Origin of the sequence: Enterovibrio makurazakiensis, from assembly GCF_050336585.1 — a bacterium.
Classification (GTDB): Bacteria; Pseudomonadota; Gammaproteobacteria; order Enterobacterales; family Vibrionaceae; genus Enterovibrio; species Enterovibrio gelatinilyticus.
The window spans coordinates 76,038-95,211 of sequence record NZ_JAKJSE010000028.1; the positions used below are offsets into that span (position 1 = coordinate 76,038).

Consider the following 19,174-nt stretch of genomic DNA (forward strand, 5'->3'; position numbering starts at 1 on the left):
ACGTTGAATTTTCACGCCAACCATCCAATGGCGTGAGCTATCGTTTAGCAATCTAGTGTCAGGCCATATTCCTCAGCCGCATCTTGGATCCACAACGCGATGTAGTCTGCAAAGCTGCGTCTCACCACGAGATCGTAACAGTTTTCGCTACGGTGGCGCATAAACACTTGCGCTTTGGCAAATGTCGTACCGACGCATTTACCGACGCCAAAGTGGCGTGAATCAACGTCGTAAGAGACAGATTTTTTCAGCACATCTAGCGCGTGAGAGCCGGATAAGGTCACCAACGACTGGCCTCCCGACACATCCACTACTTGGTAATGACCACTCAACACAGCGCGCAAAGATGTCTCAATCTCTTGGGCTGGTTTCGCGGTACTCAACACGAGCCATTCATCCGGCGACTGCCACCACACCTGATAGCTATCCGACTCGGATGACGAACAGGTTTTAGTTGGCAATGTGACTCCAAGCGCTTGCTCAACATTCGCAACAAACTCCTCGGTAGGCGCTCCACGCAGAACAACTTGGCTCATGTTCTTCGTCTCATGCAAGTGCACACCCGCCGACGCGGTTTGAGATTGACCTAAATGGTGTAAAGGCAGCGCACTTTGCACAGTGTAAGCCTCTTCAAGCGGCGAGACGTCTTCATCTTTTGATTGTGCGGGCTTCTCGTTTTTCGTGTCATAAAACACCGAACTGCAAATCTGCGCTTTCAATACGCTACCGTCTGCCAATGGGAAGTAAACATGATCTCCCATTCGGTTCAGGCCGTTCTTGATTAGTCCAAAAGCAATGGATTCACCTAAAACGTCACTGAAGTATGAAGAAGTGACGTGTCCCACCATGGTCATTGGAATCGGTTGCTCTGGATTATCCACCGCTTGCGCACCTTCCGGAATAACCTTGTTAGGCTCAGTGCATTTCAGGCCCACCAGCTGTTTTCTGTCCGTACGAATGGTATCTTCACGCGTCCATGAGCGACGCCCCAGAAAACTGAAGGTTTTCTGCTTTCCGGTTATCCAACCCATATTCAAATCTTGTGGCGTGACCGAACCATCGGTGTCTTGCCCAACAATAATAAAGCCTTTTTCAGCTCGCAGAATGTGCATGGTTTCTGTGCCATAAGGGGTGATGTTATACGGTGCTCCCGCTTTCATCACTTGTTCCCACACATACATGCCTGCATTAGCATTTACGTTGATTTCAAAAGACAATTCGCCCGTGAAACTGATGCGAAATACTCGCCCTTCCACGCCAGCCACTGTCATCGGTTTCCAGCTCATAAAAGGCATTGCCTCTTCTGAGATATCTTCATCACCGACCAGTTGCTGCAAAACATTACGGCAGTTAGGCCCAGAAATCGTCATGGTCGCCCAATGATCGGTCACACTGGTAAAGTAAAGGTCAAGTTCAGGCCATTCTGTTTGGTGCCACGCTTCTAACCAACGCAATACACCGGCGGCTCCACCAGAAGTGGTTGTCATCAAGAAATGGTCATCTGAGATGCAAGAAGTCACGCCATCATCAAACACCATGCCGTCTTCGTGACACATCAAGCCATAACGGCAACGCCCCGGAGCGAGTTTGTCCCACCCGTTGGTGTAGATGCGATTGAGAAATTCTCGGACATCTTTGCCTTGAATATCGATTTTCCCTAAGGTCGAGGCATCCAATATTCCAACGCTTTCTCGTGTTGCGCGACATTCTCGACCCAAAGCTTGCGCCATGGTTTCATTCCCTTTCGGGTAATACCAAGGTCGCTTCCATTGCCCCACATTTTCAAACTTGGCGCCATGTTGAACATGCCATGCATGCATCGCCGTGTAGCGGGCAGGGTCAAACGTTTTCCCCACATCACGTCCTGCCAACGCACCAAAGGTAACGGGCGTGTACATAGGGCGGAAAATCGTCGTGCCCGTTTCGGGGATGGTTTTTCCCATTGCATTGGCGGCTATCGCCATGCCATTGATGTTGCCAGTTTTGCCTTGATCGGTGCCAAATCCCATCGCTGTGTAACGCTTGATGTGCTCAATGGATTCGTACCCTTCACGCACAGCCAGCTCAATACCCGCCGCTGTTACATCGTTTTGGAAATCGACAAACTGCTTAGGTGCACGGCTGTTAGGAAGGCGATGCGGTGCAAGGTACAATGCCATTGCAGGTGTTGATGTCAGAGTATCAACATCTGGCATATCAGGCTTATCAACAGAAACGCCGAGTGCTTGCGCCAAGCGCATTGCAGCTTCTGCCGCTTCATTGATCACGTCAGCCAACACGCCAACACCCGCCACCGCACCAGCGTAGTCCATCCCTTTCACGCTGTTTGATGGAACAAACGCGGCAATATCGTCACGCCAAACTGGGCGTCCGCCCGTGTGACAACTCAAATGCAAGGCAGGGCTCCATCCGCCACTGCTGGCAACCGTGTCGCACGCAATAACCACCGTTGTGCCGGTAACACTGCTGCCCGATTTATCAATGGGCACCACTTCTGCGCCAGTGACCTCAGAGCTTCCCTTGAGATTCATGACGGCGTGGCCTTGAAGCACTGTTATCCCCAAATCCTTCGCCTGCTGGACACGATCGCCATCTGAAAACGGACGCGTATCAACAATCGCCGCAACCGTTCTTCCGCTTTGATGCCAATCAATCGCCGCGTCATAGGCTTCATCATTGGTGGTCATCAGCACCAGCTTTTCGCCCGCAGCAACGCCATACCGACGAAGATAGATAGAAACGGCGGAGGCCAACATACTGCCGGGCAAATCGTTGTTACCAAACACCAAAGGCCGTTCAATGGCGCCCGTTGCCAGCAAAACCCGCTCCGCTCGAATATGGTGCATACGTTGTCGAATGCCATGCACCTCATCACCGAGGTGATTCGTTTTTCTCTCTACCACTCCCACGAAATTATGGTCGTAGTAGCCAAACGCCGTGCTACGTGGCAATAGCGTGCAATCGCGGTCTTTAGCTAGAACATCAAGTGTCTCTGTCACCCAGCGATCCGCGGGTTGACCGTTGATCGCCTCTCGGCAATGCAGCAAACTGCCTCCCATTTCAGCTTGTTCGTCCACAAGCATCACGCGAAGCCCTTTCCCAACCAAGGTTCTCGCAGCCATTAATCCTGCTGCGCCAGCCCCGACAATCAACACATCACAGTGATGATGCATTTTGTCGTATTTGTCAGGATCATTTGCGCGAGGGATTTCCCCAAGCCCCGCCGCGTTACGAATGTGTTTTTCGTAAGTGGGCCACAATGATTCCGGATACATGAAGGTTTTGTAGTAGAAGCCTGCCGGCATCATGGCGCCGCCAATTTTGCCGACCATAGCTAACGCATCTGTCTCTAGGCTCGGCCAAGCGTTCACGACACGCGCATCCAAGCCATCATAAAGCTCAGTTTGCGTTGCGCGTTGATTGGGGGTGGACGTTGATGGTTGAGAACCTAACTGCAAGATCGCATTAGGCTCTTCCGCTCCCGCACCGACGATGCCGCGAGGGCGGTGATATTTGAAGCTACGTCCTACGACTTTCACGCCGTTAGCAATCAAGGCTGACGCTAACGTGTCCCCTTTATGTCCTTGGTAAACCTGACCGTTGAACGAAAACGTAAATGAAGAATTGCGATCAATGCGACCGCCTTCCGGCAAACGATTTTTTTGGCTCATGCGTTCGCCTCCCCGTTTGATTGGCCATGAGACTTATCCGCCTCTGCTGACGCACCGATTTTGTACACCGCCTCAATGTCATAGGTCACCGTATTGCGCTGCACATTGAAGAATTTTCGACACCCCGAAGCGTGATACCACATTTCGCGATGGCTGCCTTTGATGTTTTTACGATGAAACAAATAGTGTCCCCACTCTTTGTCACTCAGCGCATCGGGGTCTTCTGGGCGAACAATATGTGCCTCGCCGCCATAGGCATATTCGTCTTCGTCTCTGTGTTCTTCACAGTAAGGACAGTAAATACGTAGCATGTCAGTTCCTTTTCCAATACTGCGTGAGGTTAATGCGCAACGCCGGCAGCGCCGTGCTCATCAATCAAATAGCCAGACACAAAACGGTCGATATTAAAGGGCGCCGCTAACGGGTGCGGCGAATCATTCGCAAGGGTATGGGCAAACACGTGGCCAGAACCCGGTGTCGCTTTGAAACCACCCGTCCCCCAACCACAATTGAAGTACAACCCTTGAATGTCAGTTTTACTGATGATCGGGCATGCATCAGGGCAAGTGTCGACAATGCCGCCCCAATGGCGGTTCATGCGCACCCGGCTGAGGAAAGGGAACATTTCAATGATGGCCGCAATGGTATGCTCAATAACGGGAAAAGAGCCACGTTGACCAAAGCCGTTATACGCATCAATCCCTGCGCCGATCACCAAATCGCCTTTATCAGATTGGCTGATATAACCATGAACTTGGTTAGACATGATCACTGTATCAATACAAGGTTTGAGCGGCTCTGACACCATGGCTTGCAATGGATGAGATTCAATGGGCAGCGTCATGTTTGCCATGCGTGCAAGTTCGCCAGAGTTACCCGCAACTACGCAACCAACTTTTTCTGCGCCGATAAACCCTTTTGAGGTTTCAACGCCTTTGATTTTGCCTTCTTCTATACGCAAACCTGTCACTTCCGTTTGCTGAATCAGATCCACACCAAGTTGGTCAGCCGCCCGTGCAAAACCCCACGCGACAGCATCGTGACGAGCCACACCGCCTCTTGGTTGCCAACTGGCACCCATGACCGGATAACGTGTATTTTCCGAACAATCTAGCAAGGGAACAAGGTCTTGAACGCCTCGGGTATCTAGCACTTCACAGTCAATACCATTGAGCCTATTGGCACTCACTCGTCGTTCAATGTCTCGCATGTCTTGAAGGGTATGCCCCAAATTGAGCACCCCACGTTGACTGAACATCAAATTGAAATTTAGCTCCTGAGACAAACCTTCCCATAGTTTCAATGAGTGTTCATAGAGGTGAGCCGCTTCATCCCACAGGTAATTGGAACGAACAATGGTGGTATTTCGCGCTGTGTTACCACCGCCTAGCCAGCCCTTTTCGATCACCGCAACGTTTTTCACCCCACACTCTTTAGCAAGGTAATACGCGGTTGCCAACCCATGACCACCACCGCCAACAATGATCACGTCGTAATAGGGTTTAGGGGTGGGGTTGCGCCAAACACGCTGCCAGTTTTCATGGAAAGTCAGGGCGTGTTTAAACAGGCCGAATCCTGAGTAATTTGTCATTCCTTTGTCCTGTGCCGAGGAAAATTCTGATCCCCCAATTACAAGGGAGGCAGGTTGCACCAAAAGTGTAGTCATTTCATCGCCGTTGGTCGCGAAGCTACCACGCAATCTCGACCATGGTAAGGTTGCTCTGCCACCTCAGAGTGCGCAATTGCGCCTGCCCTCAATGTGTTTGCGACAACACAATTAGGGCATTTTTCTCCATTGATCAATGACAATGCGTTACGTCACTTTTTCGCCCTCGTTTAACGCACAGCAGACGTAATAGCACTATCCTATCCTCTAGAAGCGCTCCGCTGTCCTATCGATTAAGCATCAAAGATCTGCGGTAGCTTATAGGGCGACAGCAGCATGAATATGTCTGCGTCTATTGAGTAATATTGAGTAGCGATGAGTCATCCATGACGAAACCCAAATCCAAACCCGCCCAGTCAAAGGAAGACCATCCCCTTCCTCCTCATTCTCTTCACCATTACATGGACGAAGAAAATGACGTGACGTGTTTTTCGACGCTACCCACGGAAACACCTCTTGCGATTTCCTACAACGGGGTCAGTCACGCAGTCATGATGGTGACACCCCAAGATATAGATGACTTCATCTATGGATTTTCATTCAGTGAACGAATTATTCGAAACAGTGGTGAAATCCATGACATCGTCGTAGAGACAGAAAACGACGCTTTACTCGCCCATGTCACCTTAGCCAATAGAGCACTAGCAAGAATGTCACTGACCAAGCGTCATTTAGCAGGCCGAACGGGGTGTGGTATTTGTGGTGCCGAATCGCTGGCACATGCGGTTCCAAGCTTAAGTGCACTGGATTACATCGAACCTATCAGCAATGCCAGCATTCTCAAACTGCGTGACACGCTGCGAGAATGGCAATCATTGGGGCACATCAGCGGCGCGATTCATGCCGCATTGCTCGTCGATGACAACGGACAGATACTGACGTGTAAAGAAGATATTGGGCGGCACAACGCCCTCGACAAAGTCCTTGGTGCGGGGCTACGTCACCGCTCACTCTCTCCAACGTATGCCCTATTGATGACAAGTCGATGCAGTATAGAATTAGTACAAAAAGCGGTGACCGCAGGTGTCGGGACATTGATCACACTCGGCACGCCAACGTCATTGGCCGTCAACACTGCCATTCAGGCCAATCTCAATCTGATACATCTCCCTCGAAAAGATGCGCCTCGGTTTTACAATCGTTCGGCAAAGGGACGCCTTGATCATAACGTTGGTAAACCTCGCTGAATCCAGCATCTTCAGGTTGTTTGGGTATAGTTCTAATTCGCTCGCAGAAAAACCAACAACTGCCCCCTAAAACAACGCGTTGAATTATCCTAACCGCCTCACTTTACACAGTATATTGACGTCACTATGGATCTCGAGCATCCGCTCCATGTTTGGAAGCAAACCCGTCGCCACGGTAAGTTAAATTATGTCATCACGTTATTTTTGGTTTTCACCATTGGCACATTGATGGGACTCGTTGGCTCGGCTTACTTCTCTACCAATGGCAATGACGTCGAACAGTTCTTTCTTTCCTTTCCTATCTATTGTTTAAAGATCGCAAGTTTCAGCCTGACAATAAGCCTTGTCAGCTGGTATGTATGCGAGGCGTTGTATAAGTATCGGTTGAAAAGAGACAAATTGCTCTCACCCAAACCTCATTCGCCATCGCATCCCGAATGACGCAATAGTGATAATTCTCCTTAAGTGAATAAAAAAACGCCAACTTATTAGGCAATGCGTGACATTGATGCCATCGTTTCTTTCCGTTCTCTGGCAACCTTATGACGCTAAATTAATCGCGCTCTCGGTACCATTAAACTGGAACGACAACGTCAGCGTATAAAAAGAATCTCGTTTCATTAAGAAGGCCCATCAGATGGTAAATGGCGAAACCGCTTCTATTAAAGATATCGTTACTTTTGCTGAGGTCGCCCCTATCGCTGTCCCCCCATCTTTACTTTTAGAAGCAGATCCTTCCGCAACCAGCATCGCTTCTTATCTACTTGATTCCTGGTGCTTTGTCGCTTTGAAAAACAAACAAATCATCGCGGCATGTGTCATCAAAAAAACAGACGCTGGCGTCGCTGAGGTGTTTAATATTGCCGTATCACCCGAGTTTCAGGGCAATGGATGGGGAACAGGTCTTCTCAAGTACGCAATACAATTTACGCGTAAGAAGAAAATCAAACGGTTGGAAATAGGGACAGGAACATTCGGCTACCAACTGGCTTTTTATCAACGAATGGGTTTTCGCGTATCCGAAGTGGTAACTAACCATTTTCTGGAGAACTACGATGAACCCATTTGGGAAAATGGTGTTCAACATAAAGATATGTTGAGGCTCTACCTCGATCTCTAGCAGCCGCCTCGATATCAGTTTTGTCGAGTGCGTTTCGCATTAACGCCTCGCGTGAAGTTCGGACAGTATCTGCGTCAGCACCTCAACAGGTTGTGCCCCCGACACTGCACTTTCACGGTTAAATACGATGGTCGGCACAGATGACACACCAAGTTCGCGCCAGTAAGATTGGTCCTGTTCGACCCTCTCCCGCGCAATGTCATCGTCTAGGTGTGCCATCCCTTCAGCAACGTTTAGACCCACGGCTTTTAACTGCGACGCCAAGACATCTCGGCTAGAAATATCTTGTTTCTCAGTGAAATACGCACTAAATAGTCGCATTGCTAAATCATGCTGGCTATTTCGGGTTTTCGCATAGTCGAGCAACTGATGCACATTTTGGGTGTTATAGGTTTTCATCTCATCAAAAAACTGAAAAACAAACCCTAACTCTTCCCCGAATCCCGTCAGATTTTCACGCATGCGCACGTTGTCTTCTCGCGTGTTCCCGTACTTCTTCATGATGTGGTTAAACAAGTTTTCGCCGTCTTCCCCCACATAAGGGTTAAGTTGAAACGGTTGCCATTCAATGTCGATACTGTCTTGCAATCCTAGGTCGTTAATCGCCTTTTCTAAACGCTTGTAACCCACAATGCACCAAGGGCATACCACGTCCGACACGATATCTATTTTAATTCTGTTCTTCATAACTGTCTCCGCGAATAACTACGACTAGGTAACCTTTATACCCGAATCACCTGAAGATGTGAGATTTCAGGTGACTTAGATATAGTAACCAAGATTGCCGCGTCAATCGGTATACTTCGGTAACCTGCAAGCCTGCAAGCCTGCAAGCCTGCAAGCCTGCAAGCCACAGCATACAAATGAAAAAGACGCGTCATCGCGTCTTTATTCGTTGTTGAAACCCGTTTGTTGAATCGTTTCGCCGCACCAACGTATCTGAATATGAATACGAAATAAGACGCTGAATCGTTACTTTTTGGTCTCTAGGACTTCCCCTGTCACCTCTTGGTCTTGATCAGGGCTTTGAATACCCAAGAACTCTCGGAACGCATCAATGCTAATAGGACGACTGAGATAAAAACCCTGTGCCAGATCACAGCCTTTCGACGTCAGCATCTCCAATTGCTCTTGTGTCTCAACGCCTTCGGCGATTGTTCTCATATTGAGCCCACGCGCCATGGATATCACGGCGGTTGCCAACGTTTCGTTAATTTCAACGTCGGTAATACCATCTACAAATTCACGGTCGATTTTCAACGCGTCAAAGGGAAAGCGCAGCAAATAGCTCAAAGAAGAATAACCAGAACCAAAATCATCCATCGATAGCACTGCCCCCATGCTGTGGAGTTCTTCTATCACGTCTTTCACATACTTTTGTTGACTCAAAAGTACCCCTTCTGTCACTTCTAATTCTAGGCGATTTGTATCAAATCCTGCCTCGTCGATAGTGGCTTTCACATCCTCCACAAAACCCGATTTACGAATTTGTTGCGGTGATATATTGATCGCCACATTGAGAAGTCGACCTTGAAAATTCCTAAGCCTAAGAAAATCATACACAGCCGTTTTCAATACAAACTTTCCAATTTCATATATCAAATTGGTTTGTTCAGCAATCGGTATAAATTCCTCTGGCGATACGCTTCCAAGCTCACTATTGTTCCACCGAAGTAATGCTTCAGCACCCACAACCTCATTGGTCTTCAGGTCAATAAACGGCTGGTAAACAAGCGAAAATTCATCAAGAGAAAGGGCCCGAACAAGGTTATATTCAATTCGAACACGGCGGTGAACATTGTCATTCATTTCAGACGTGAACATACGATAAGAATCTTTTCCGCCGCATTTAGCTTGGTCTTTCGCAACGTCAGCATTGGCAAATAGCCGCTTGAAATCTTCTGTATCCAGCGGTGACAGTGAAACGCCTATACTGGCAGTGATATGCACCTCACCCCCGCTGGTAACAGAAATAGGCTTGTTGATGGCTTTGCGTAATTTGCTCGCTATCTGACAAGCATTTTCGGTTTGATGCAAACCCGGAAGCACAATCAAAAATTCATCGCCACTCACTCGCCCTACCGTATCGACCTCACGTACGACTTGGAGAATGCGCTTAGACAACTCCACTAAGACTTGATCCCCAACATCATGGCTAAGAGTGTCATTAATCAATTTAAAATTATCGATGTCCACCAACATTAAGCCCGTGAGCAGCCCACGCCTGAGATCATGGGTAATCGCATAGCGAAGACGGTCTAATGTTAGATTTCGGTTCGCCAGTCCCGTCAGTGAATCATAAAGCGCTCGCTGCATAATGAGGTCTTCGTTACGACGAATTCGCAATTGATTGTATATTCTGAGTTTCACTTCTGCAGGAGAAACAGGCTTGTTGATGTAATCTGCGCAACCGATACGCAGCCCCATTTCACGGCTCTCGTCTTCTTGCTTCTCACTGATCAAAATGATGGGAATATCTTTTGTTGCCACGTCATTTTTGAAGGCCTGACAGAGAGAAAATCCATCCATATCGGGCAGATCAACATCCAGCAATACAAGTTTCGGCTGCTCAGTTTTTATCAGCACACTCGCGGTTGTTCCCGTCGTAGAGAAAATGACGCGATACTCTTCGCCTAATATCGCATTTAATATGCGAACACTATTAGGCGAAGAGTCAATGATCAATAGGGTGTCTTTATCGGCTGCGCTGTGGTTAACCAACATATGACTGACCTCCCTGCTCCGTTTGTTCTTTGCTGAATCCGTTGTCAGAAACGAATTGCTTTAACGCCGTTAAAGCTTGGGGGTAATCAAGTTCAATCAACTTGTCACCAACCGGTTTGAGCTTAATCGCCAAATCACAGAAATCGACCAACATCTGATAATAGTTGTCTATGGCCATCATATCTTGCGCCATGATCTGCGATTCCAGTACAAATATGCGGTCGATGAAGGCCTTATCCATCTGATTGACTGAATGACTTTTGGGCAGCGCTGAAGATGCGTCGTTTTCAGCCGTTTTATGAAGAGAAGTAACATTATGCCGCTTAAGCAAAATGTCGCCGATTTCTTTAATGGCGTTATCCATATCGCGCCGAAATTGGCTGAGTGACAATTGATAGTCCTCCAATGTCATTAACGCATTTTGGAGTTGCTTGGCTGAATTTCTTAGTGCAACAACAGAAAGATTCCCAGCACTACCTGCAATATTATGGGCGCTTTCAGCTGCTTCCGTTAACTTGCCCGATTCAATCAAAACGCACACTTGGCTCTCTTGTGCCCGAGCCTGGTGGGCAAAATCACTCAGCAGTTTGAAATACAGCTTCTCATTACCCATTACTCGCTTAATACCGTCATCGACATCGACGTATTCATACTCTTCGACTTCAACCGATTTATTCACATCACGAATATCTGTTGCATTGACCGCTAAACCTAAGTGGCTCGCAAGTTTTTTCAGCAAAATATCGGCATCAAGTGGCTTTGCTACATGATCGTTCATTCCAGCATCCGCACACCGTTGACGGTCTCGTTCCATGGTGTGGGCCGTTAATGCAAAAATCGGCAAACTCTCTCTATCGGCAGTTTCCCGAATAATACGTGTTGCTTCGAGGCCATTCATTTCCGGCATTTCTAGATCCATCAAGACGGCATCATATAGCTCTGGCGCAGGACACACTTTGACCACCGCACTGCGCCCTGAATCCGCCAACTCAACTTGAAAGTCATTGCTGATTAGTACTTCTTGTACGATCTGCTGGTTTATCGGCATATCGTCAACAACGAGGATGCGCTTGCCGCTACCATTAATGGTGATGCCATTTGAATGCGCTTGCGCTGCAATAATGCGTTGGTGAGTTTTTGGTAGATTTTTACCCAGCACTTCCATCATGGTATCAAACATAACGGACGCAGAAATTGGCTTATGAAGGTATCCATCCACCTGGCCTTTGCTGCGCTCTTTTTCAATAACAGCACGGTCAAACGCACTGATCACTATCACCAATGGCCGTTGTTCTGGTGTCATATCAGTTTGGAGTTTTTCAAGTAAATGAAAGCCTTTTTTGCCGGGCATAGACCAATCAAGCAATACAAGATCAAAGGGTTCTCCTTCAAGATCTAAATGTCCTTCTTCGATTGCATGAAATGCGCTATCAACATCACTCGCGGATTCACAGTAGAAACCCAGAGACGAAATAATGGCTGAATGCACCGCGATCGAAGAGGGATTATCGTCCACCACCAGTACCCTTAACCCTCTTAGATCAACGGGGACGGCAAAGCTCTTATCCGCATTAACCTTCGCGACCTGTAATTCAAGATTGAAGTAAATCCCTGAATCTTTATCGATTGACTCTTCATGAAACGCACCCCCCATCAGTTCGACGAGACAACAGGCCACCACCAAATTCAAGGATTCATCAAGCTCTGACATTGCCATAGCAGCTCGTTCTGCCAGCTCATCCAAATCGTCTGAGTCTTGCTCGTCATCAGTGATTTTCCGATGCACTGAAAATTCCAATACCACACTTGAATCAGACAATTTTCCTGCTTGAATACTCAAAATAATGGGGCAGCCACCGCCAACGATAAATGCTTCGCTGATCAGGTTGAGTAGAATACGTCTTAAACGGTCTGGGTCGCCAACAAGTGAACGTGGCACATCAAGCGGCACATTGAACAACAACTCTACGCACCGGTTCTCCGCTTCACCGACTAAATAATCTCTCAAGCTTTCAAGTAACTGTCCGAGATCAAACGGCGTGTTGTCGAGAGAAATAGTATTCGTCGACATTTCCTCGAAATCTCGCAGATTGTCACCAATCACAGACGCTCGTTTCATCGCATTGTTCACACTGTCCACGTAAACAGACTGTTTGTTGCTCAGCGATGTTTGGTTGAGCATTTGAGCACAGCTCACTGATGTCGCAATGAGAGGAGATAGCGTCATATTGACTTCAGTCAATAGATTGGCACTTCGACTCAACGCGCTCGTCACCCCTCTGTGTGCGCCCGCCACCAGGTGTGTGCCCATTTTTAAATAAAGCTCGTCTGCAGCGATAGGATAAACCATATAATCACTGGCTCCCGAACGGAAAGCCAACTGCTTCTGATCACCGGAATACGTGTTAGCCGTCATAATAATCCGCGTGTTTTTACACGTGCTCAGAGAACGGATCTTCTTGATCTCAACATCAATCGACTCTCCGCTTTCAAAAGCAAAGTCCATGCTGATGACAAGAATATTGACGGGGTGCTGTTCGAGAATAGTGGTCAGTTTTTGAGGTGTCGCTACGGAGCGCAGCCAGTAACCATTTTCACTCAATATCTGCTGGTGAAAATCAACATGCGAGAGATCTTCATCGGCGAGTACTATTATTGGCTCGTTTTTCACCAAACCTTTCATTACACCGTTCCTTTAGAATTGGTTTACATCAGCGCCTAACCACTGAAACATTCGTCATTTCAGTGGTTAGAGGTCACATGGCGGTCTTTCAGTCAAAGCAGCGAATTTCGCATGCCAACAGATCAAAACAGATCAAAAAGAGACAACTACCACCTTCACTAGGCGTAAAAAGTTGCTCTTTTGCGCCTCACTAATGGGCTTGTTTTTTCCTTTTAAAACTAGTGTCTTTTTTATACAACTGCCAATCTTCAACAAGACAGCACACCAAAATGATGTCTACAGGATTCTAAAGTTCATGACAGACAAGCCTTAACGGCACCAAATTTTTTTCACTCCTCCTCGCCATCGTTTTTTATAAAAATTCTTTACATTCAAACGTCTCACATATGAAACACAATTTATTGAAAACCTGAATTTCTTCCTTGCATGGACTTATCACCAACGATGTTTGTGTACTAAATTTAACCAGCAAAGCAATTTTGATTCTTATGGTTCAATTTTGAACCTAACTGTTAATGGGAGATTTCAATGGCTATCACTTTGGTTCTCAGTCAGGTCGTTGGGCAAGCTTTTGTGGTTAAACCAAGCGGTGAGATGACACCTGCGGCGCGTGGTGTGCAGATAAACAGTGGCGATGTGATTTCTGTACCAAACGGTAAGAATGCTTGGCTGGTGACTGATGATGGTGAACAAGTTGATGTGCTCGACGATGCTCTTCTATTAAATGATGAAGGTTTCAATAGCTTAGAATTGCCATCTGATGTGAATGCCATTATTGAAGCGTTAGAAAAAGGCGATGACCCAACACAAATCGACGGCACTGAAACGGCGGCGGGCGAAGAGCTCAGCAGTTCAACTTCTGGCCCTCAAGTAATCATTGAAGCAAATAGCTCTCGCGGTAGCATCAGCAGCATTGAAATGTTTGATACAAAGGGGCTTGTTGAGTCTGGTCTCACATCGGCACAGGCAGAAGAACTGACCTCAGCGCGTTACGCCAGTTTGCTTGATCGCTCCTCTAAAAACGACAGTAATCCTAACAGCGATCAAACAGACAATGACGCTAACATCGCGGCTGAGATCTCGGGCGATTTAGCCGTTAACATTGAAGATGGCGATGTGTTGCAAGCGTCAGGCACCCTGACCTCATCGGATGCTGATGGCCAAGACAATCTGTTTATCGCGGAAACGGTTCAAACAAGACGTGGTGAACTTACCATTGATAGTGATGGAACATGGAACTACACCAGCACAGATCCCACTGGTGCCATCAAAGGGCTACACGAAGGCGATACGCTAACGGAATACGCTACTGTGCGTGCTGCAGATGGCACAGAGCAACGGATCGCGATCACCTTTGAAGGCAAAGATGACAGCGCAGTTTTCTCAGCAATGACCAGCGCTGACATCCGAGAAAGTGATGACACCATGACGGCGCGAGGCTCCCTCAATGTCTCTGACCCAGATTGGGGCGAATCTTTCATGCAAGCAGGAGAGTTTGAAGGTGATTGGGGGACACTCTCCATTGATAGAGCGGGTAACTGGTCATATGAAGTGGATAATACCCATCAATCGTCGATTAATGGATTGACTGACGGTGAAAAAATAACCGACACGATTACTGTCTATTCTGTCGATGGCACCGAAACGCAAATCACGCTGACAATTAACGGTGTCAATGATGATGCGCTCATCGCTGGTGATATTACGTCGACAGTTTCCGATAACGGCGGCACCATTTCCACGTCTGGCAGCCTAACCTCGTCCGATGTCGATGGTAACGACAATACCTTCATTGCAGAGACGATTGCCACAACACGTGGGCAACTCACGATTGATGAAGGTGGTAATTGGACCTATACCAGCACGGACCCCACCGGCGCTATCCAGCGCCTACCTGACGGCGAAACCTTAACGGAAGTTGTTACCGTTCGTGCTGAAGATGGCACTTCACAGCAGCTTGTTATCACCATCGAAGGCATTAACAATTCCCCCGTGTTCTCGGCAACCACCACGCAAGACGTTTATGAAACCAATGATGTCGTTAGCGTCAATGGGTCAATAAACATCTCCGACGCTGATTATCAAGAAGCCTTCATGTTGGCGGGCACGTACTTGGGTGACTTGGGCTCGGTCAGCATTGATCGTGCTGGTAATTGGACCTACACCTCTGACCCATCACAAAGCGCTGCACTAGACACACTAAAAGGCGGCGAACAGCGAGTCGATACGATCACCGTGAGATCGTTAGACGGCACGGAAACTGACATTCTCGTCACTATCATCGGCACTAATGATCCCGCTCAAATTGCGGGAGACGTTGTCGGCACAGTGGTTGAGGCCGATGGTGCAATGTCTACATCAGGTCAATTAACGTCAACCGATATCGATGGCAATGACAATACGTTCACACCGCAATCTATCGAAGGGCGCTGGGGTGAAGTCACCATCAATGCCGACGGAAGTTGGACCTACTCGACGTCTGGTGATGTGCGCGCAATTGACCGACTGGGCCAAGGTGACCAACTCACCGATACCATCAATATCCGCGCAGAAGATGGCACAGTGCAAAGCCTCACGATCACCATTGAAGGCACCAATGATGTTCCAACTTTTGGTGCAATGACAGACGTGTCTATCAACGAGGGAGATGGGCAATTATCGACTTCAGGCAGTGTTAACGTCACCGATGCGGATGCAGACGAAGGGACGTTCCAAGCTGACACCATTGCTGGAGAGTTTGGCACCCTCACCATAGACACCGCAGGGAATTGGACTTACACCACTGACACAGCCCACAATGACGCCATTGATGCGCTAGATACAGGCGATCTGATGCCTGACGTTATTACCGTCTATTCGCAAGATGGTACGCCATTAGATATCACCATCACCATCATAGGAACCGATGACCTACCGGTTGTAAGTGGAGAGTTTAGCGGTTCGTTAACCGAAACCGACACTGAAGAAGCGCTTACGGTTGACGGTACGATCAACATTTCAGATATCGATGCCGAAGACACGCCGACGTTCGAGAACACACGCATCGAAGGCGATTATGGCGAACTGGTTCTCACAGATGGAAGCTGGACGTACACACTTAACCAAGAAGCAGCCAGCGCTCTCAACACTGGCGAAGTCGACACTGACGTTATCACGCTCACCGCCAGCGACGGTACCCAACAAAATATTGTTATTAGCATTACAGGCACTGACCAAGATCCTGTTCTTCAAGGTGATACCATTGGTACAGTGAACGATGGCGAGGGTCTGACCGCTACGGGGACGATCCAAATTATCGACCCAGATACTGGTGACTCGCCAACATTACAAAATGGCACCGTCGATGGCAGCTACGGTTCATTGGAGCTCGTCGATGGAGAATGGACTTACACACTCGATCCCGACAGTGTTGCTTCTTTGCCTGAAGGCGGAACAACAACTGACACTATCACCGTCACCGCATCAGACGGCTCTACGCACGACATCACAATAACTATCACGGGCACGGACCAAGAACCCGTGCTCACTGGCAGCACAAGTGGCGCTATCACAGAAGGCAATGGCTCGCTCACTGCGACGGGAACGGTTGACTTAGTCGACGTCGACACTGGCGAAAACCCAACGCTGCCTAATGGCACAACGGATGGGCAATACGGTTCACTCACGCTTATTGAAGGTAGCTGGACATACACGCTTGACCCTGACCTTGCGCAATACCTCGATGAAGGGCAAACCACCACTGACACCATTAGTCTCACTGCTTCAGACGGCACAGTACATGACATCGTTATCACGATTACGGGAAGCGAAGATGCCGCAGAGCTGAGCGGCAATGTGAGTGGTAATGTGACGGACGAATCAGGATCGCTAACAGCAAGTGGTAGCCTCTCCATTAATGACCCTGATACCAACGACACCCCTACCCTTCCTGATGCCAATACACAAGGTCAGTACGGTTCATTCAGCATGGTGGATGGCAACTGGACTTATACCCTCGACCCTGAGCTCGCAGAAGAAATTGGCGCTGGCGTTCAAGTCACCGACACCATCACAATTACAGATTCGATGGGCGGCACACATGAGCTTTTGATAAATGTCACGGGAACCGATGATGCCGCTGAACTCACCGGCGATACAACAGGTTCACTGACTGAAGGCACTGATATTTCGACATCAGGTACGGTGTCATTGGTTGACCCCGATACGGGCGACAATACTGAAATTGAAAACACGACAGTGTCCGGACAGTTTGGGTCGCTTACGCTGGCAGACGGCGAATGGACGTACACCCTGAATTCGGGTGCAGCTCAATCTCTTGGCGAAAACGAAAGCACAACCGACACCATTACGCTCACTGATTCCAAAGGCACAGAGCATAGTATTGTGATCACGATTGAAGGCACTGATGATGCGCCTGTCGTCAGTGGTGACTTTAGCGGCAGCGTTACAACAACCATTGATTCTGATATCACGATCAACAACGTGTTTGTACTCGGTGACGATATCGACGTGGATGGCGAGGACTTCAATCAAGGTTCACAGCCGGATAGCATGCACTTTGACTCAGCAGGCTTTAGCGCCACCGTCACAGACAGCGATGGAATACTAAATAACTCCGCCAACCAAACCATTGATATTGATGGTCAATCCTATCCGCTGTCTGTCACCGCAACCGTTGAATACACCGATGCCTATGACAATGTATTCACGATGGGTGTGTTGTCCATCGATAACGGTGACGGAAGTAACACAACTGTTCTTGTTCAAATCGACGGCCCAGACATTCTGCCCGGCACAGAGCTTAACCTCGTTGAAAACTCGTATTCCGAAGTCAATGCCATCAATTACTTGGATGTCACTGACGCCATCACAGCAACAGGTACCCTTTCTATTTCGGATGCCGATGCTAACGATTCACCTGAATTTGCGAATACAACCATCGAAGGCGAGTACGGTTCATTAAGCTTGGTCGATGGCGAATGGACCTACACACTTGATCCGAGCAAAGCACAAGGCATTCCAGGCGGCGAAACCGTCAATGAAAACTTCACGCTAACCACGTCGGATAACACACAAGCTCAAATTACCATTTCAGTCGAAGGCACCGACGATGCAGCAGTCGTCACGGGCGACTTGAGCGCGTCTGTTGCTGAAGGCGGCGACGCGTCTGTCTCCGGCTCTATCAACATCAGTGACCCTGATGCGGCAGTACAACCGACCCTTGAAAACGGCACGGTGGAAGGCGAATACGGCAGCCTGACACTGACGGACGGTGAATGGACCTACACGGTTAACCCTGACAATGCACAGTCTCTCGGTGACGGCGATGCCGCCACCGACACCATTACAGTGACGGCTTCTGACGGATCTGAGCATCAGATATCGGTCACGGTGACAGGCAGCGATGATGCCTCTGTGGTCACGGGCGTCACCACAGGCGGCATTGATTTAGGCGCAGACACACCAGAAACCAGTGTCTCTGGCACGCTCTCGATTTCTGACGTGGATGACGGCGACACACCAAACTTCGACAATGTCTCTCTCGACGGCGATTACGGTACCTTCACGCTGACTGACGGCAACTGGACCTACACGGTCGATCCGTCTAAAGCGGATGCACTGAACGACAACCAGACTGAGCAAGAAGTGTTCACCCTGACCGCATCGGATGGCACGGTGCAGCAAATCACGGTGGATGTCACAGGCACCGACGATGCGGCAGTTATCACCGGTGATAGCACCGCGAGCATCACTGAAGATACGGGTGCGCAAACAGCCTCTGGCACCATCACCATTACCGATGTTGATACCGGTGACACGCCCACCATTCCAAATGGCACCTTGGCGGGTGAATACGGGTCGTTAACACTTGTCGATGGAGCGTGGACATACACCGCTGACAGCGCGTCGATCCAATCGCTGGCTGACGGTGATACCGCGACGGACACCATCACGGTCACCGCATCAGACGGCACCACCCAAGACATCGTCATTACCATCACGGGTACTGACGATGCCGCTGTCGTCACAGGCGACACGGCTGGCAACACCACGGACCAAGGCACCACAGTGTCGGGCTCTATCAGCATCAATGATGTGGATAACGGTGAAAACCCAACCATC

The 19,174-nt window shown here is 48.7% G+C and carries 9 protein-coding genes; 3 read left to right on the forward strand and 6 right to left on the reverse strand.

All coding sequences use genetic code 11. The annotated features are described in order from the left end of the window. Positions 1–44: 44 nt before the first annotated feature. The 3 genes from L4D06_RS20335 to L4D06_RS20345 are packed head-to-tail and all read right to left on the reverse strand — an operon-like array spanning position 45 to position 5,262. The gene (locus L4D06_RS20335) at positions 45–3,671 is read right to left on the reverse strand and encodes a sarcosine oxidase subunit alpha family protein (RefSeq protein WP_429740987.1); all 3,627 of its coding nucleotides are present in this window, start codon (positions 3,669–3,671) and stop codon (positions 45–47) included. Further along, complete coding sequence (locus tag L4D06_RS20340; RefSeq protein ID WP_429740988.1) at positions 3,668–3,982, reverse strand: sarcosine oxidase subunit delta; 315 nt, start codon at positions 3,980–3,982, stop codon at positions 3,668–3,670. Before L4D06_RS20340 ends, L4D06_RS20335 begins: the two co-directional genes overlap by 4 nt. Positions 3,983–4,011: 29 nt before the next feature. After that, positions 4,012–5,262, reverse strand: a complete 1,251-nt coding sequence (locus L4D06_RS20345; RefSeq protein WP_429740990.1) for a sarcosine oxidase subunit beta family protein — start codon at positions 5,260–5,262, stop codon at positions 4,012–4,014. A 401-nt stretch (positions 5,263–5,663) separates the two neighbouring features. Between L4D06_RS20345 and fdhD the strand changes: the two genes are divergently transcribed. Further along, positions 5,664–6,524, forward strand: a complete 861-nt coding sequence (gene fdhD / locus L4D06_RS20350; RefSeq protein WP_429740992.1) for a formate dehydrogenase accessory sulfurtransferase FdhD — start codon at positions 5,664–5,666, stop codon at positions 6,522–6,524. 637 nt (positions 6,525–7,161) lie between these two features. After that, positions 7,162–7,644, forward strand: coding sequence for a GNAT family N-acetyltransferase (locus tag L4D06_RS20355; protein WP_429740994.1), 483 nt, complete (start codon positions 7,162–7,164; stop codon positions 7,642–7,644). A 39-nt stretch (positions 7,645–7,683) separates the two neighbouring features. On the opposite strand, the gene L4D06_RS20360 is transcribed toward L4D06_RS20355, so the two are convergent. The 3 genes from L4D06_RS20360 to L4D06_RS20370 form a co-directional block, all read right to left on the reverse strand. Then, positions 7,684–8,331 (reverse strand): DsbA family oxidoreductase, encoded by a 648-nt coding sequence (locus L4D06_RS20360; protein WP_429740996.1) that lies wholly within the window; start codon positions 8,329–8,331, stop codon positions 7,684–7,686. A 285-nt stretch (positions 8,332–8,616) separates the two neighbouring features. Continuing rightward, on the reverse strand, positions 8,617–10,368 hold the full coding sequence (locus L4D06_RS20365; protein WP_429740998.1) for a two-component system response regulator: 1,752 nt from the start codon (positions 10,366–10,368) through the stop codon (positions 8,617–8,619). Further along, entirely contained in the window at positions 10,358–13,051 is a 2,694-nt protein-coding gene (locus tag L4D06_RS20370) for a response regulator (protein WP_429741000.1), read from the reverse strand. Before L4D06_RS20370 ends, L4D06_RS20365 begins: the two co-directional genes overlap by 11 nt. 528 nt (positions 13,052–13,579) lie before the next feature. Between L4D06_RS20370 and L4D06_RS20375 the strand changes: the two genes are divergently transcribed. Beyond that, positions 13,580–19,174, forward strand: a 5,595-nt coding sequence (locus L4D06_RS20375; protein ID WP_429741002.1) for a VCBS domain-containing protein, incomplete at its 3' end; no start/stop codon positions are given.

Coding starts and splice junctions, on each gene's coding strand:
- L4D06_RS20345 (WP_429740990.1), bottom strand. CDS start 5,262: ATGACAAATTACTCAGGATTCGGCCTGTTTAAACACGCCCTGACTTTC.
- L4D06_RS20355 (WP_429740994.1), top strand. CDS start 7,162: ATGGTAAATGGCGAAACCGCTTCTATTAAAGATATCGTTACTTTTGCT.
- L4D06_RS20365 (WP_429740998.1), bottom strand. CDS start 10,368: ATGTTGGTTAACCACAGCGCAGCCGATAAAGACACCCTATTGATCATT.
- L4D06_RS20340 (WP_429740988.1), bottom strand. CDS start 3,982: ATGCTACGTATTTACTGTCCTTACTGTGAAGAACACAGAGACGAAGAC.
- L4D06_RS20360 (WP_429740996.1), bottom strand. CDS start 8,331: ATGAAGAACAGAATTAAAATAGATATCGTGTCGGACGTGGTATGCCCT.
- L4D06_RS20370 (WP_429741000.1), bottom strand. CDS start 13,051: ATGAAAGGTTTGGTGAAAAACGAGCCAATAATAGTACTCGCCGATGAA.
- fdhD (WP_429740992.1), top strand. CDS start 5,664: ATGACGAAACCCAAATCCAAACCCGCCCAGTCAAAGGAAGACCATCCC.
- L4D06_RS20335 (WP_429740987.1), bottom strand. CDS start 3,671: ATGAGCCAAAAAAATCGTTTGCCGGAAGGCGGTCGCATTGATCGCAAT.